This is a genomic window from Kordiimonas sp. (assembly GCF_965216265.1).
GTDB lineage: Bacteria > Pseudomonadota > Alphaproteobacteria > Sphingomonadales > Kordiimonadaceae > Kordiimonas.
In genome coordinates, this window is the sequence record NZ_OZ244153.1 from 3,765,313 (window position 1) to 3,780,106 (window position 14,794).

Genomic DNA, 14,794 nt, shown 5'->3' on the forward strand with positions numbered 1-14,794 from the left:
TTGGCTTTAAGCGTTTGGTGGAGAGCAGAAATGAATAAAGCACGGGGTATATATGCTGCCGTGCTTTTGTTTTTGCTGCCGCTCGCTGCCTGTAGCGCGGCGGATGACGGAACCACTAACTCTCCTGCACAACCTTTAAGCCCTGAGCCTGTTGTTGTTGAAAGCAACACCGGGGCACATTCTTTCACGGTTGAGCTGGCACTCACGCCGGAAGCGCGCGCCCATGGACTGATGTACCGGACTGAGCTTGCACCCGATAAAGGCATGCTCTTTGTGTTTGAGGATTCCGCGCCGCGGTCGTTCTGGATGCGGAACACCTATATACCGCTTGATATCATCTTCGTCCGACTCGACGGTAAAATCCTCAACATTGTGCGAGATGCGAGGCCGAGAACTGAGACACCACGCCAGTCAATCGGCAGCGCGATTGCTGTTTTTGAGATTGCCGGGGGCAGGGCTCAGGAACTGGGTATCGAGCCCGGCGACTATATCCGTCATCCCTTGATTGATAATTGGCAACAGCGTTGAGATGGTTGGCTCTCTGAAAGCCGACCCCCGGAAGGCAACGCCCGAGATGATCGCGCGCGCCAACCCACCAGCCGGGTTTGAGCCTATTTTATCCAACAGTCCCTTCGGGTGGGAAAATGGACCTATCTTTGAACGCGTTGATGGTTCCGGCCGGGCGCGCGGCTTTCGGGTGGCGGAAAAGCACATCAACGCTGGCGACGCATGCCATGGCGGCATGATCATGACCTTCGCAGATATCCTGTTGGCAACGGCTGTGTTTGAAGTGGCGGAACCACCCTTTGTAACGGTGCGCATGACAACTGATTTCGTCGGGCCAGCGTTTGAGGGTGAATGGCTTTATGGTAGAGCCTCCGCACACCCGGCGGGTGACGGCATGATTACCGTCAGCGGCACCATGAAAGTTGACGAACGCATCGTTGCCACGGCAAGTGGGCTTTTCAAGGCGCTGCGGTCTCGTTAAGCTGACGCCACGAATCTCAAGCTCAGACCAACAAGCAGGATATGTATGACTGACGAGAAACTCTATGCTGACTTCCTGGGAATATGGGAGTTGGAGCCTTCTACCTGCGAGTATGAGCAGAGCGAGCCTCCGCAAAGTGGCCACTATATTATCTCTGAATGTAAAGATGGCCTCCTTTTCCAGATGACATGGACCGATTCTACCGGCGAAGAACACAATTACAGTTTCACCGGTATGCCTGATGGCGACCTTAGGCCTTTTGCAGGTGGGGAACTTGCTGATGCACTTTCAGTGTCCACCCCGTCAGACAGCGAACTAACATCGTCCGCCTATTTCAAGGGTAATGAGCTGATGCGTGCCACACGGCTGCTGCATGCGGACGGCATGCACATGGATGTCTTGCAAACGGTACATTTGCCAGACGGTAGCAACCCCACCAATAAAGCGAGATACCGCAGAAAGCTTCATTCCTGAGGGCCTGTCAGGTGGAGGAAGCGTCAGCGACGCAAAAATTTCATTTTTCCTCTTGCATTCCCCTCGGCTGAACATTAGAAAGCGCGGGCGTCGGGGAGTGGCGCAGCCTGGTAGCGCACCTGTTTTGGGTACAGGGGGCCGGAGGTTCGAATCCTCTCTCCCCGACCACTTACTCTTCAAAGAGATAAGTGTACGGCAATAAGAAGGCCCGGTCCTTGTGATCGGGCCTCTTTATTTTGTCCAGATGACGCTCAAATTTGGCCAATATGCGTGATTTCTGTGTTCCCTTTGGTCTATGTTTGGGCTAGGGTGCGCGTCCGCTCGGGCGGATACTGATTTCCCGTCCGAAAGACGATCGTCAACAGACTTGCTGGTGGCAATTACGTCCGCCTCATAGTCACAGTTCGAAGGATAGAAGCCCGTGAAAGCGCGCATTTATCAACCGGCTAAAAATGCAATGCAGTCTGGTACGGCCAATACTCAAAAATGGGTACTTGAGTTCGAGCCGGAGCTTGCGAAAGACATCGACCCGCTGATGGGGTGGACTGGTTCGCGCGATATGCGTGGTCAGGTCCGCATGAAATTTGCCACACAGCAGGAGGCCGAGGCCTATGCTGTGCGTCATAGCCTGCCATTCGAGGTCAAGCCGGTTCACAAGAAAAAGCGGCACATCCAGGCCTATGCAGATAACTTCAAATAAGAAGGCGTTTTGAGCCTTTTTGGTGCGGTCCCGTAGCTCAACTGGATAGAGCAGCTGACTTCTAATCAGCAGGTTCGGGGTTCGAGTCCTCGCGGGATCGCCACTTTATCTGAAGTTAGCCCTGTACGCTTGTGGTGTTCGCTCTTTACAAATTGTTACATATGTAACTAATATTCGACGCTCATCACCTTCCAAAAACGAGGCTTCTTATGTTTTCGCACCTAAATCCGTTGCCAGCTGACCCGATTCTCGGCCTTTCCGCGCTCTATAAAGCGGACAGCAACCCGGCCAAAGTCGACCTTGGTGTCGGTGTCTATAAAACAGCCGACGGTAAAACACCTATTCTGGGTGCAGTGCAAAGTGCCTTTGATCGCCTAAGCGCGTCTGAGGGCAGTAAGGTGTATATTTCTCCAACGGGGTGGCCAGGCTTCACGGACGGTTGCGCCAACCTGGTGTTTGGCGATGTTTTGGTTGAAAAAATGGGCGACAAGCTGGGCGCTATCCAAACTCCCGGCGGTTGCGGTGCGCTACGGCTTGCGTTTGAAATGATCGCATTCGCCGACCCTGAAACCACCGTGTGGGTGAGTAACCCAACTTGGGCGAACCATGTGCCAACCCTCGCAGCCGCAGGGCTTAAGCACAAGGTGTACGACTATTATAACCGTCAAACGTCGACAATCGAGATAGAGGCCATGCTGACCTCATTAGAGGCGGCAAAAGCCGGTGATGTTGTGCTATTGCATGCCTGTTGCCATAACCCAACCGGGGCCGACTTGAGCGCTGCGGATTGGGCGAAAGTGCAAGCTCTTTTGGTGCGCAAAGGCTTGGTACCGTTCCTTGATATGGCCTATCAGGGCTTTGCCGCTGGCCTTGATGAAGACGCAGCCGCCGTGCGCTCGATCTTCTCTGCGCTACCCGAAGCTCTCCTGTCCTATTCCTGTTCCAAAAACTTTGGACTGTACCGTGAACGCACCGGCGCCTTGTTCATCAAGGGCGAGAAAGACGGGATGCGTGATGCATTGGTGACAAACCTTGCGCAGCTTGCCCGGGCTAATTATTCAATGCCGCCTTCACACGGTGCGGCCTTGGCCACCACCGTGATGCAGGACGCCGGGTTAATGGCCGCTTGGGCCGAAGAGCTGAACGCCATGCGCGACCGTATCAACGGCCTCCGTGGCTCACTTGCTGCGGCGCTGGAGGCGGAAGGGCTTGGTGATAGGTTTGGTGCTGTTGCACGGCAAACAGGGATGTTCTCACTTCTCAACTTAAGCCCCGAGCAGGTTGCTGTGCTGCAACGCGAGAAGTCGATCTATTTCCCGGGGAATGGCCGCATCAATGTGGCGGGCCTGACAGATGCCAATATCCCATATGTGGCGAAAGCGATAGCAAGCGTCGCCTAAGCGCCAGCTGAGTGTTATGGCTGATCAGGCTTGCTGGTCAGCCGGAAGTTAGGCATCTTGCCCATATGGCTATCTTTATTGACGCACCAACGGATTGGGGCCACAGGTTTGGCCCGTCATCCCACCTGATCTCGGATATCGCTGGCGTTGAGGGTACCTTCGAGCTGACCGCCTTTGCGCACCAGATTGGTATGGCGCCCGCGTGGCTGCAGCATCGTGGCACAGAAAAAGAGCACTTCGACCTTTTCGGGCCACGGATTGATTGGGCCGTTTCATACGGTGCAGAGCTCATTCATCGCAGGAGAATTGTGATGATTATCCGAGAGAAGCGCAGCTTTTACGCCTCGTTCTAGCGCGGCTCTTTCTCCAAATAGTCTGGGGAGAGCGTTCTGAGCCACGCAATCAGGTCTGCGCGGTCAGACAGTTCGGTGAGTGGACGAAATGCCAGATGGGTGCCCTGGGTGAATTTCTTTTCTTCAAATATGAAGCTATTCAAGTGCTCAGGTGTCCATGTGCCTTTGTGCCGGATAAGTTGCTCGCTATAGCCAAAGCCGGGGGCTGAGGCTATCTCACGACCGACAATGCCGTAGAGGTTGGGGCCGACCTTGTGGCTGGCTCCCTTCTTGAAGCTGTGGCATGTGCGGCAAGGGCGAAACAGGCGTTTGCCGCGGGCTGCATCGCCTTCACCCAAAACAGCCAAGAGCGTATCTGTTACCTCGATGTTCACAGTACCTTTGCCCTGTAGTGCCAGAAAATAGGTTAGGGCCTGCCGATCACCTTTATTGCGGATACCGCGGAAGGTCATATCTGTTCCCACAGCCACATGACCTGGGCGTTCGATAAAGCTATCAAGCGCCTCAGTAGTCCAGACCCCGCCGTACTCCTTGAGGGCAGGGCTATAGTCAAAATCTGGCAGCGACGCTATTTTCCTGCCCAAAACCCCATAGAGATTAGGGCCTGCGCGGTGATAACCATCTTCATCAATGGTGTGGCAATTCTGGCAGCGTTTAAACACTTCCCTGCCACGCTCTATGGAGGAATAGCTGATGTCCTGCGCGAAGCTCGGCACGCTGATGAGAAAAACAATAACCAGTAATAGCCGCATCTATCGGCTCCTTCAGTGTTTTTAAGCAAATCACATGACATCTGAAATGGAAACCATTTACAGTGTTGCTGTGATGTTCAAATCGTTTCATGGCTGAGGCAGGGCAACAACAATATGCAGATTTTGGATCATATGCGCACGATAGACATGTGGGCGCTGGTGTTTTTTGCGGTTGTCGTTAGTCTTTATACGCTCATTACCGACCATAGCACGCTTCGGAAGAAGTCTATCTCTGCCGCGATGGATCGTCAGCGCGACAATTGGATGCAGGCCGCACGGTTTCGTGAGTTTCGCATGATCGATAGCTCCATACTTGGGGTGCTCGTCTCAGGCATCAGCATTTTTGCGTCTACCAATATTTTTGTGATTGGTGGGTTGATTGCGGGCCTTGCTTACAACGAGGACCTGAGCACTGCTTTCTCTTCAATTCCCTTTGCAGAGCCGATTTCACCGGGCCGCTGGGCTATCAAACTTAGCCTGCTTTTGGGGATTTTTGTTTATGCATTTTTCAAATTCGCCTGGGCCATAAGGCTCGCCAATTATTGTGCGATTACCGTTGGTGCCATGTGCGAACCGGAAGATGGCGGAACTGATATCGCGGCAGCACGCGCGGCCGCTGCATCCCGCTTGGCGGCATTATGTGGGCATCATTTTAACAGGGGATTACGCGCAAATTTTTTTGGCCTTGCGGTGCTGGGCTGGTTTTTCAGCCCCTGGCTTTTCATGGTGGGCACCCTGTCTGTCGTACTGATCCTCGTGAGGCGGGAGTTTTTCTCCGGCGCCTTGAATGCCATGCGGCACACACCTTAATCTTACCATGATGTCAGGGCGCTACCTGAAAGGCCCTGAGCTAAAACAGGAAAGGCGGGCAAGATATGCCCGCCTTGGTTTTGGTGTAAGTTTATACCAGCTTATTTGCCCATACGGTCCAGAATGGCTTCCGCTTCATCCATCAGCCGGTTCATGCGGTTGATGAGTGTGGTGTATGGCACTTCTGACGCTAGGTCGATTTTGGCGTCTTTCAGCAGTTCATATGGATAGCGAGAGCCGCCTGCTTCAAGTACGCTGATATAATCGTCCCGGGCTGTTTCGTCGCCGGAAAGCATGCGCTCGGCAAAGGCTGTACCGCCAGAGATGCTGGTGGCATACTGGTAGACATAGAAGTTGCGATAGAAGTGCGGGATATAAGCCCACTCGATGGCGTAAGCGTCATCAATCTCCATCACGCCTTCTTCATGGCCGTGGTATTTCTTGAGAAGCTCCAGATACAGCTCGGTCATCTTCTTGCCCGAAAGCGCTTCGCCTTTTTCAGACATCTCATGAACACGCAGTTCAAACTCCGCGAACATGGTTTGTCGGAAGAAAGTGCCGCGAATGCCTTCAAGCGCCCGGTCAATGTAATAGAGCCGCTCTGCATCTGGCAGGTCCTTGGCCAGCATGTGTTCCTGCAACAACACTTCATTGGTGGTGGAAGCCAGCTCCGCCGTGAAGGTGGTGTAGCTGAAGTTCTCATAGGGCTGGTTTTCGCGGCTCAGCATTGTGTGAACAGCATGGCCCCATTCGTGGCTGAAGGTTGAAACATCTTCAAAGCCGCTGTTGAAGTTCAGGAGGACATAAGGGTGAACGTCGTAAGCGGAGCCGAACATATAGGCGCCGGGGCGTTTACCTTCCTGCGGGAAGACATGCATCCATTGGCCTTCAAAGCCGTGCTGGAGGTGGTTCAGATACTTTTCACCAAAGGGCTCAAGCGAAACAAGCGTCATTTCCTTGGCGTCATCAACTGTGAAGGTGCGGTCAAGCGCAGTTACTTCAGGATAGATGTCATAATAATGCAGGTCATCCAGCCCAAGCAGCCGCTGCCGCAATTTCAGATATCGGTGCATGCTTGAGAGGTTGTCGTTGGCGGCCGTGACGAGCGTGCGATAAACATCTGTTGGAATGTTGCTGCCGGATACCGCGCTTTCGAGCGCGTTTTCATAGCCGCGGGATTTGGCGCCAAAAATATGCCCCTGAATATGCGTGCCCAAGGTTGCGCCAAACATCGCCTCGTAGGTTTTCCAGGCCCCCCAGAAGGCGCCAAACACAAGCTTGCGATCCTCGCGGTTTGAGACGGCGCGGTAGCGCGTGTAGGCAGACTGGTTCAACATCACCTCTTCACCAGTGGAAAGCGTCACGGTTGGCCACGGCAGGCTGGCATTGGTCATCAGGCCATAAATTTGTCCGGGCCCGGACAATACGTCCCCCGCGTTTGCCAGAACACCTTCAGCTTCTTCGCCAAGGGTGAATTTTTCCTGCCGGAGTGTGTCGCGCAGGTTGAAGGCGTGTTTCGTAAGGCCCGGTTCCTTGGCGATAAATTTCTCGATTTTTTTGCTGCCTACCTTGATGAGCTCTGGTGAGACAAAGGCTGCGGTTTGGCCGAGCGAGGAGAGGAGGGACTGAGCAAGGCTCCGGCGTTCCTGCTTCTCTGAAACCCGGAGATCTTCATCGGCAGCCAGTACGGCATAGACGAGCAAGCGCACTGCTTCTTTCTGTACAGACGATATCTTGTCCATCGCCGCCAGCAGGGTCTTTGCGTCTTTTCCGAGCTTGCCTTTGTATTCCTCAATGCCCTTCATATCGTCGAGAATACGCTGGCGTTCCGCGTCCCATGCATCGGCTGAGGCGTACAGGTCGGCCAGGTCCCACTCAATTTTTTGGTTGGTGTCTTGAGCAAATGCAGGCGCAGGCGTCATGGCTGTGCTGACAAGAGCTGTTGAGGCCGCGAGCGCGACCAGCGAATATTTAAACTTCTTGGTAATCCCCATTGGTATATCCTCCCATATTGTTGTTATTCAAACTTTGCGAAAAGCGCCGCTAAACGCAAGATGCACTAAAGTTCATCGGCATTCTAACGGCATTGCCGCACGACTTGCTATAAACAATAATTGATTGGTAGGTTAGGATAGAATTCTATAATGATTATCATATCTTGACTGACCGACTGGGGGTGTACGGGTGATACGTTTTTTCATAATCTGTAGTTTGGTTTTTGGTGCTTTCTCGAGTGTTGGCGCGGCCTCACTGCAGGTGAAGGTACAGAGCACAGACGGTCAGGTTGCTGAAAACGCTGTTGTCAGCGTTACACCGATAACGCCCGGTTTGGTGCTGCCCGACGTTGAAACTGCGGCTACCATGACCCAGCAGGACACACTTTTCCGGCCTTTTGTATTGCCGATCAGTGTGGGCACTACTGTCACGTTCCCCAATCTCGACGAGTTTCGCCACCAGGTTTATTCTTTCTCGAAACCCAAGCGTTTTGAACTAAGGCTTTATGGTCAGGATACGACCAATACGATTACCTTTGACAAGCCGGGCATCATAGCGCTTGGCTGTAATATTCATGATAATATGCTCGCCTTCATCTATGTAAGCGAAGCGCCGGTTGTGGGCAAAACGGACGCGGATGGCATGCTGACCTTTGAAGGGCTACAAGCCGGTGAATACCAGCTTAATGTATGGCACCCGGATGCAAAACGCGGCGAGACTGCACCTTTGAACGTAATGCTGGATGAAGCAGCACCAACCATAACGTCAATGACCGTTGATTTGCGCTCAGTGCGCCGTGAGCAACAACCTCCGGCCGATGAAAGTTATTGAAGATGTTTCGCTTCAAGTTTCAAACAAAGCTGACGATCGTTTATCTGGCCCTGTTTCTGGTGGTCATGAGTGTGATCGCGCTCGCCTTCTACCAGTCTGTTACCCAGAATGTGAGGGAGCAGATTCAGGAGCAACTTGGGTCGTCCGCGCGCACGTTTGAGCGCATTATTGATGACCGAGTTGAGAAACTTGCTGCGAATGCCCTATTGCTGGCGCGGGATTATGGCTTCCGCGATGCGATTAATAACCCTGATGATCAGGCTACGGTGATGTCTGCGCTCAGGAATCACCGAGCCCGGCTTGGTGCTGACTTGGCATATATCCTCGACCTCGACGACGAGGTGATTGCGACAATAGGTGCAGGAGATGAGAAAACCTTAACTACTGCCATTCCTGACGAGATGAAGGTCACGGCTGAAAGCGACGGTGTGGCTACCCGCATGGTTGAAATCGGTGGACGGGTTTATGAGCTGGTGGTTGTGCCTGTGCTTGCGCCTATACCAACAGCCTGGATCGCCTTTGGTATGGAGCTGGATGAAGCAACAGCACTCGAAATCAAAGCTTTGTCGCCGATTGATCTTGAGATCGCTTTTATCTACCGCGAGGACGACGGACGTTACGCGCTAGCGGGCGCGACGTCTGAGCGTCAGGTGATGACGGAATTTTTGACGCAAAATCTGCCGGAAGCCCCAGTGTTTGACGCTGACTTTAACGGTCAGGATCACTTGTTTTGGCGCTTGCCGTTACATGCCAGCGATGATGCTGCACAGATTAGCGCGTTACTTTATTATTCCGTCGATGTGGCGCTCGAGCCATTTGATCCGCTCGTTGTCGCCATGGTGGGTATCCTGATTGGTGGGTTGCTGCTGCTTATCAGCGGCAGTGTAGTGGTTTCGCGTGGGGTGACGCGCCCTCTCAGGCGCCTTGCGGAAGCAGCGCAACGCATTATTGCTGGTGAATATCAGGAAGTGGATGCCCCCACTAAGGGCGATGAGGTTGCTGACCTGACCATGAGCTTCAACCAGATGGTGGGAGCGGTACAGGAGCGTGAGAATAAAATCCGCTTCCAGGCTTTCCATGATAGCGAGACAGGTTTCCCGAACAGATTGATGTTTGAGGAAATGCTTGAGGAACAGATTGCGAAAAGTAGCTCATTTGTGGTGCTGGTGATTGAGGTTCAGCAGGTGCCTGAACTTCGCAGCGTTTTGAACCACAGAAATATCAACGACCTGATGGTCTGCGTTGGTGAACGGATTAACCAACTGGCGGATACGGAGATCGCGCGTATCGCCACTGAAAGTTTTGCTTTTATTCTAGAGGATGCGAGCGAAGCTGACACCGTGGCTTCACTTGTGATGAACAGCTTCATGACCCCGTTTGACGTGGCCAGCATCATCATTGATGCGCGTGCCAAATTGGGCCTTGTGAAATTCCCCGGTGACGGTGACGACAGTGCTGTGCTCTTGCGTCACGCCTATGCCGCCCTTGATAAAGGCCGCTTGGTTCAGAAGGGTTTTGCCTGGTACGACCCCGATAGCGACAAGTCGCAAATGCAGCGCCTGTCCATGATGAGTGAATTGCGGGTTGGGCTCAAAAACGGCGAGGTCCGCTTCGCCTATCAGCCAAAGCTTGATTTGGCGACGGGCAAGGTGACGTCTGTAGAGGCTTTGGTGCGATGGATTAGCCCAACGCGGGGCTTTGTGGCACCGGATGAATTTATTCCGCATGCTGAGCGTACAGGTGACGTGCGGCACCTGACCGAATGGGGCCTTGATGCCGCCGTGAAACAAGCGGCGGAGTGGCGCGGGAAAGGACTGGAACTTGCGGTTGCGGTAAACTTGTCCACCAATGACCTGATGAACCAGGGCCTGCCGGGCCAGATACTACAACTGCTGAAACAATATAAGTTGCCTGCGGGTTTTCTGAAGCTTGAGGTGACCGAGAGCGCCGTGATGCATGATATGGACCGCGCGCTTGATGTTCTCAACATGCTACACGCGATGGGGCTTACGCTCTCAATCGATGATTATGGCACCGGGTACTCGTCTCTCAGCTACATCAAGAAACTGCCGGTGAGTGAAATCAAGATCGATAAGTCATTTGTTATGACGTTAGCTGAAAACGATGAGGACAATATCCTCGTGCGTTCCACAATTGAGCTCGGTCACAACCTTGGCCTCAAGGTGACGGCAGAAGGCGTGGAGGATGAAGAATCGGTCAAGCGCCTGAAGGAATATGGCTGTGACACCCTTCAGGGTTATCATATCTCTCGCCCTGTACCGGCTGCGGAGCTTGAAAAATTCCTGGAGGAGGGCGGGTATGTCTCGCGCTAGCCATGCTCTGAGGGCAGGAGCTGTATCTATAGGGCTTGCTACGATGTTTGCGTCATCTAGTGCCCAAGCGGCGGCTGGTCTTCCCAGTCTGGATGTTGATTTTCTGGCAGATACTAGGCTTTCCATAGCAGACGGGGAACCCAGCTGGTTTAACGACTGGTTGGGTAAAGGGCGCTATGGCGGTGAACATTGGGGTAACGGGAACCAAGAAAAACTTAGACTGGCTGAATTTTCCATTCTGGCCAAAGCCGAGATCACATGGGACATTGGGGCCTTCGTTCATGCAAAATATGACCCAGAGCAAAATAAACCTCTGGATTTGGTTGAGGGGTATCTAACGTACCACCCAGCACCAACCTCAGCGCTTGCCTATGAGTTCCGTTTGGGGCTGATGTTCCCCCATATCTCGCGTGAGAATACCGGTGTTGCCTGGACAAGCCCCTATACCATAACGCCTTCCGCCATCAACAGCTGGGTGGGCGAAGAAATCAGGGCTTTGGCTGCGGAAGGTAAAGCAACATACCGCACAGGCGCTCACAAATTCTCACTAACCGCAGCGCTTTTTGGTTTTAACGATCCCGCTGGCACATTGCTGGCGTTTCGGGGCTGGGCGCTGAACGACTATAAGGTTGGTGCTTTTAGCCAACTGCCTCTCGCACATATCCCCTCCATCGGGCCGGATAGTGATTTCCTTTCAAATCAGCCTTTCTGGGTTCACCCCATAAGCGAAGTGGATGGCAGGCCCGGATATTACCTGTCGCTTGACTGGGACTATGCCAAGCGCTTCAAGGCCGGGGCTTTCTACTATGATAACCGTGGGGACCCTGAGGTGCTGGAGCGCAAACAATACGCATGGGATACCAGGTTCTGGAACGCCTATGTTGAGGCCTCACCTATAAAAGGGCTGACGCTTCTCAGCCAGTATATGCGCGGCAATACAAAGATGGGCTTTTTGAAGTATGGCGGAAAACGCTCCGTTGATGTGGATTTCGAGGCTGTTTTTGCTCTTGCAAGCCATAAGTTTGGTAAGAACCGGGTGAGCGCGCGCTATGACTGGTTCGAGACCACTGATAATAGCTTTAAGGCCGAGGACAATAATGACGAGTGGGGCCATGCGTGGACGATTGCCGTATCGCGCGACTTCAGGGCAAATGATCAGTTGATTTTGGAATGGCTGCGGCTCGATAGTTGGCGCCCTGCGCGCAAAACCATTGGCTATGCTGCCGACCAGACACAGGATATTGTGCAGGTCAGCTACCGGTTACGCTTCTGATGGTCAGGCTTTAGCGCTGAGGTGCGCTGAATACCGCTTTAGCCCGGCTTCAAGGTCGGCGATCAGATCATCAGTATCTTCAAGACCAATGTGCAGGCGAACGAGGGGCCCTTCAGCAACCCACGTCGTGGCGCTGCGGCTGCCATTGGGGTCGCTAGGCAGGATAAGGCTTTCATAGCCGCCCCAACTGAAGCCCATTTTAAAAAGCTCCATCTCATCGACGAGTGCTGCGGTGTCCGGATAGTCACCGCCCTTTAGGACAATCGAGAAAAGACCGCTTGAGCCAGCAAAATCGCGGGCCCAGATATCATGGCCTGGGCATTCCTCAAACGCGGGGTGCAACACCATGGCTACCTCAGGGCGCTCACGCAGCCAAGCAGCGACCTTGAGGGCATTTTCCTCGTGCGCCTTCAGCCTTACACCCAGCGTGCGCAAGCCACGGGAAGCAAGGAAAGCATCATCCGGGGAACAGGTCTGACCCAACTGGTAAGCCGTGCGCTGAAGGGCCTTGAACGCCCGCTTGTTGGCGGTGGCGCTGCCCAGCATGATATCAGAATGCCCGCCAATATATTTGGTGCAGGCATGTACGGAAATATCTGCACCCATCTTGAGCGGATTGAGGAGAAGCGGCGTTGCCCAGGTGTTATCGACGATCACATAAAGGTCGCGTTTTTTGGCAGCTCCAATGATCGCGGGCAGGTCTTGTACTTCAAAGGTCAGCGAGCCCGGTGCTTCGGTAATCACAAGGCTTGTATTCTCGCGAAACAACTCTTCAATGCTGGCCCCAACCATTGGCTCATAATAGGTGGTCTCGATACCCATCTGGCGCAGCAGGCCGTTTGCGAAAGTGCGGGTTGGCTCATAAGCGCTATCGGTGATCAGGATATGATCACCCGCGCGCACGCAAGCTAGGATAGCCCCCGTTATCGCTGCTATACCACTTGGGTACAGCATGGTGCCTTCGCCGCCCTCAAGCTCCGTGAGCGCTTCTTCAAGCGACCACTGGGTTGGTGTGCCCTTACGGCCATAAAACAGTTTTTTTGCCGATGGATCGGCAGAGCGCTCACGCAGTTCCGCGTATGTCTCAAACAAGCATGTAGACGCCCTGTAAACCGGTGGGTTCACTACCCCGTGGCTCCACTCCTTGCGCCGGCCGCCGGTAACCAGATAGGTGTCTGTTTTCTGCTTGTTGTCGGTCATATTGCCTCCGCGGGTCCCGTCTCAATCGGCAGGCTGATGTCGCCGCCCCATTCACTCCAGGACCCGTCATAAATGGCCACGTCCTGTTTGCCAAGGCTTGCGAGCGCGAGCTTCAATACACAAGCGGTTACACCGGACCCACACGAGGTGATGATCGGGCGGTCCAGGTCGACACCTGCTGCGATAAATCTTGCACGCAGTGCATCACCCGTGAGCAGTGTATTGTCTTCATCAAACAGCGTGCTGAAGGGAAGGTTGCGCGCACCGGGGATGTGCCCAGCTCTGAGGCCAGGTCTTGGTTCCGGCGCGCTGCCTGCAAAGCGTGCGGCGGCGCGTGCGTCCAAAATCTGCTCACCCGTTTTACCGTCGGCCTGCAGCAACATCAGGATATCGTCTGCGGAGCGCATGATCTCAGGCTGAAAGGTTGCTTTGAAGGTTGTGGGCGTAACTTCTGTTGGCACATCGGTGAGCATGCGGCCCTCAGCGCGCCATTTCTGGAGCCCACCATCAAGTACATAGACATCTCGGTGGCCCATGACACGGAAGTTCCACCACACCCGAGCAGCGGAGCGCACATCACTATCGTCATAAATAACGAGGGTGGTGTCGTTGGAGATGCCGAGCTTGCCCGCAATCGCCTGAAATTTGTCAAGGCGCTGCAATGTGTGCGGTAGCTGCGAGGCTTTGTGTGAGTTTTCATCGATATCGAAGAAAACAGCACCAGGGATATGAGCCTGGGCAAATTCTTTTGCTGCGTTGCGCTTGCTATCTGGCATGTGCCATGACGCGTCTACCGGCAGCAGGGTTGCGTCCACAGTTTGGGTTCCGGGGTCGCCGAGGCGGGAAGCCAGCCATTCCGTGGATACCAGTGGTGAAGCAATCATCTTTTTATTGTCCTGATTCTTGTCAGAAAGAACCGACACTATTGGGTGAAGCCACCATACGCAACGGGACAATTGACATGGCAGACTTGCGTCAGGTGCATAGGTGCCGGGCTTTGGTGGTATAGGTTTAGGGCTAAAACATGATAGAGGCGCCTGCTGGGGTGCAGACGCCTCTACCTACTCATCCCCGAAACTCTGGGGTCATCACTGGGCCTGGGGGCTCGAAAACTCTGTCTGAGGGGCTGTTGCCTTTACTCAGTTTACAACGTGCCGGCTCGCGAAATCACCGCTACCTTGTGCTACGAACAACCTGCTGAGGAGCGGGTGGTCGAATGCTTCGGTCTCGGAACAAACATCGAGGTTGTCTTCCGCCACATATGTTGTGTGTGTCTCTCCGTCCACAAGTACATGGTACCAGGGGCGATCTTTTGGCGGGTGCGAGCTAGCCATAATGTCATACCATTCAGGAGACTGGCTATACACCGCATCCACATCGTATATAAGGCCGCGATAGCCGAACCGACGGTGGCGAACAACCGTACCGGGGGCAAAACGAGCTTTGTGGAACTGTGCCATTGTTCTTCTCCTACTTGTCGACCTCGTTATTCAGTCATTGTTGGTTGCCTGAGTCGACCAGATCACTTCTTGACCTGTTACTCTCCACTATACTTGGCGTGCATTAATAAATGCTGAACTAAAAATTCAATAACGTTAAGGTTTTGGTAATTATCTTACAAAGATTAACGGCTAAGGTGTGGGCATTTCTTCAGGTTTTCTGCGCCTTTTCCGGAAACTCTTTGA

Annotated in this window: 15 protein-coding genes and 2 tRNA genes; 12 read left to right on the forward strand and 5 right to left on the reverse strand. The window is 53.6% G+C overall.

What is annotated here, in order from left to right:
- Positions 1–30 precede the first annotated feature (30 nt).
- The 8 genes from ACOOGA_RS17400 (at position 31) to ACOOGA_RS17435 (ending at position 3,915) form a co-directional block, all read left to right on the forward strand.
- A complete protein-coding gene (locus tag ACOOGA_RS17400) occupies positions 31–528 on the forward strand; it encodes a DUF192 domain-containing protein (protein ID WP_417461986.1) in 498 nt (165 codons plus the stop codon).
- Between the two features lies 1 nt (position 529).
- Positions 530–988 carry a PaaI family thioesterase gene (locus ACOOGA_RS17405; protein WP_417461985.1) on the forward strand — a complete coding sequence of 153 codons (459 nt, stop codon included), beginning with the start codon at positions 530–532 and terminating at the stop codon, positions 986–988.
- A gap of 45 nt (positions 989–1,033) precedes the next feature.
- Positions 1,034–1,462, forward strand: a complete 429-nt coding sequence (locus tag ACOOGA_RS17410; protein WP_417461984.1) for a hypothetical protein — start codon at positions 1,034–1,036, stop codon at positions 1,460–1,462.
- A gap of 91 nt (positions 1,463–1,553) precedes the next feature.
- Positions 1,554–1,630 (forward strand) — tRNA-Pro (locus ACOOGA_RS17415).
- A gap of 289 nt (positions 1,631–1,919) precedes the next feature.
- Entirely contained in the window at positions 1,920–2,162 is a 243-nt protein-coding gene (locus ACOOGA_RS17420) for an ETC complex I subunit (RefSeq protein ID WP_420430693.1), read from the forward strand.
- 26 nt (positions 2,163–2,188) lie between these two features.
- Positions 2,189–2,265, forward strand: a tRNA-Arg gene (locus ACOOGA_RS17425).
- 106 nt (positions 2,266–2,371) lie between these two features.
- The gene (locus ACOOGA_RS17430; protein WP_417461982.1) at positions 2,372–3,562 is read left to right on the forward strand and encodes an aromatic amino acid transaminase; all 1,191 of its coding nucleotides are present in this window, start codon (positions 2,372–2,374) and stop codon (positions 3,560–3,562) included.
- A 65-nt stretch (positions 3,563–3,627) separates the two neighbouring features.
- Positions 3,628–3,915 carry a DUF4031 domain-containing protein gene (locus tag ACOOGA_RS17435; RefSeq protein ID WP_417461981.1) on the forward strand — a complete coding sequence of 96 codons (288 nt, stop codon included), beginning with the start codon at positions 3,628–3,630 and terminating at the stop codon, positions 3,913–3,915.
- Here the strand turns inward: ACOOGA_RS17435 and ACOOGA_RS17440 are convergent.
- Positions 3,912–4,667, reverse strand: a complete 756-nt coding sequence (locus tag ACOOGA_RS17440) for a c-type cytochrome (protein ID WP_417461980.1) — start codon at positions 4,665–4,667, stop codon at positions 3,912–3,914. The two genes, ACOOGA_RS17435 and ACOOGA_RS17440, sit on opposite strands and share 4 nt — an antisense overlap.
- Positions 4,668–4,781: 114 nt before the next feature.
- Here ACOOGA_RS17440 and ACOOGA_RS17445 point away from each other — a divergent pair, with 114 nt between their 5' ends.
- Positions 4,782–5,477 (forward strand): DUF599 domain-containing protein, encoded by a 696-nt coding sequence (locus ACOOGA_RS17445; RefSeq protein WP_417461979.1) that lies wholly within the window; start codon positions 4,782–4,784, stop codon positions 5,475–5,477.
- Between the two features lie 101 nt (positions 5,478–5,578).
- Here the strand turns inward: ACOOGA_RS17445 and pepF are convergent, their stop codons facing one another.
- A complete protein-coding gene (pepF, locus tag ACOOGA_RS17450; protein WP_417461978.1) occupies positions 5,579–7,471 on the reverse strand; it encodes an oligoendopeptidase F in 1,893 nt (630 codons plus the stop codon).
- 190 nt (positions 7,472–7,661) lie between these two features.
- Between pepF and ACOOGA_RS17455 the strand changes: the two genes are divergently transcribed.
- Genes ACOOGA_RS17455 through ACOOGA_RS17465 form a run of 3 tightly spaced genes read left to right on the forward strand, consistent with a single transcriptional unit; the run spans position 7,662 to position 11,909 of the window.
- Positions 7,662–8,303 (forward strand): methylamine utilization protein, encoded by a 642-nt coding sequence (locus ACOOGA_RS17455; protein ID WP_417461977.1) that lies wholly within the window; start codon positions 7,662–7,664, stop codon positions 8,301–8,303.
- Between the two features lie 2 nt (positions 8,304–8,305).
- Positions 8,306–10,636 carry an EAL domain-containing protein gene (locus ACOOGA_RS17460; protein WP_417461976.1) on the forward strand — a complete coding sequence of 777 codons (2,331 nt, stop codon included), beginning with the start codon at positions 8,306–8,308 and terminating at the stop codon, positions 10,634–10,636.
- Between the two features lie 43 nt (positions 10,637–10,679).
- Entirely contained in the window at positions 10,680–11,909 is a 1,230-nt protein-coding gene (locus ACOOGA_RS17465; RefSeq protein ID WP_417461975.1) for a hypothetical protein, read from the forward strand.
- A 3-nt stretch (positions 11,910–11,912) separates the two neighbouring features.
- Here the strand turns inward: ACOOGA_RS17465 and metC are convergent, their stop codons facing one another.
- From metC to hspQ, 3 genes are all read right to left on the reverse strand, one after another.
- Entirely contained in the window at positions 11,913–13,109 is a 1,197-nt protein-coding gene (metC, locus tag ACOOGA_RS17470) for a cystathionine beta-lyase (protein ID WP_417461974.1), read from the reverse strand.
- Entirely contained in the window at positions 13,106–13,993 is an 888-nt protein-coding gene (gene sseA / locus ACOOGA_RS17475) for a 3-mercaptopyruvate sulfurtransferase (RefSeq protein ID WP_417461973.1), read from the reverse strand. The genes metC and sseA overlap by 4 nt, the downstream gene beginning before the upstream one ends.
- A gap of 255 nt (positions 13,994–14,248) precedes the next feature.
- Positions 14,249–14,569 carry a heat shock protein HspQ gene (gene hspQ / locus ACOOGA_RS17480; protein ID WP_420429124.1) on the reverse strand — a complete coding sequence of 107 codons (321 nt, stop codon included), beginning with the start codon at positions 14,567–14,569 and terminating at the stop codon, positions 14,249–14,251.
- Between the last annotated feature and the right edge of the window lie 225 nt (positions 14,570–14,794).

Excerpts from the sequence above, each read along its gene's own strand:
- ACOOGA_RS17400 (WP_417461986.1), top strand. The coding sequence starts at position 31 with ATGAATAAAGCACGGGGTATATATGCTGCCGTGCTTTTGTTTTTGCTG.
- ACOOGA_RS17405 (WP_417461985.1), top strand. The coding sequence starts at position 530 with ATGGTTGGCTCTCTGAAAGCCGACCCCCGGAAGGCAACGCCCGAGATG.
- ACOOGA_RS17410 (WP_417461984.1), top strand. The coding sequence starts at position 1,034 with ATGACTGACGAGAAACTCTATGCTGACTTCCTGGGAATATGGGAGTTG.
- ACOOGA_RS17420 (WP_420430693.1), top strand. The coding sequence starts at position 1,920 with ATGCAGTCTGGTACGGCCAATACTCAAAAATGGGTACTTGAGTTCGAG.
- ACOOGA_RS17430 (WP_417461982.1), top strand. The coding sequence starts at position 2,372 with ATGTTTTCGCACCTAAATCCGTTGCCAGCTGACCCGATTCTCGGCCTT.
- ACOOGA_RS17435 (WP_417461981.1), top strand. The coding sequence starts at position 3,628 with ATGGCTATCTTTATTGACGCACCAACGGATTGGGGCCACAGGTTTGGC.
- ACOOGA_RS17440 (WP_417461980.1), bottom strand. The coding sequence starts at position 4,667 with ATGCGGCTATTACTGGTTATTGTTTTTCTCATCAGCGTGCCGAGCTTC.
- ACOOGA_RS17445 (WP_417461979.1), top strand. The coding sequence starts at position 4,782 with ATGCAGATTTTGGATCATATGCGCACGATAGACATGTGGGCGCTGGTG.
- pepF (WP_417461978.1), bottom strand. The coding sequence starts at position 7,471 with ATGGGGATTACCAAGAAGTTTAAATATTCGCTGGTCGCGCTCGCGGCC.
- ACOOGA_RS17460 (WP_417461976.1), top strand. The coding sequence starts at position 8,306 with ATGTTTCGCTTCAAGTTTCAAACAAAGCTGACGATCGTTTATCTGGCC.
- ACOOGA_RS17465 (WP_417461975.1), top strand. The coding sequence starts at position 10,680 with ATGTTTGCGTCATCTAGTGCCCAAGCGGCGGCTGGTCTTCCCAGTCTG.
- metC (WP_417461974.1), bottom strand. The coding sequence starts at position 13,109 with ATGACCGACAACAAGCAGAAAACAGACACCTATCTGGTTACCGGCGGC.
- sseA (WP_417461973.1), bottom strand. The coding sequence starts at position 13,993 with ATGATTGCTTCACCACTGGTATCCACGGAATGGCTGGCTTCCCGCCTC.
- hspQ (WP_420429124.1), bottom strand. The coding sequence starts at position 14,569 with ATGGCACAGTTCCACAAAGCTCGTTTTGCCCCCGGTACGGTTGTTCGC.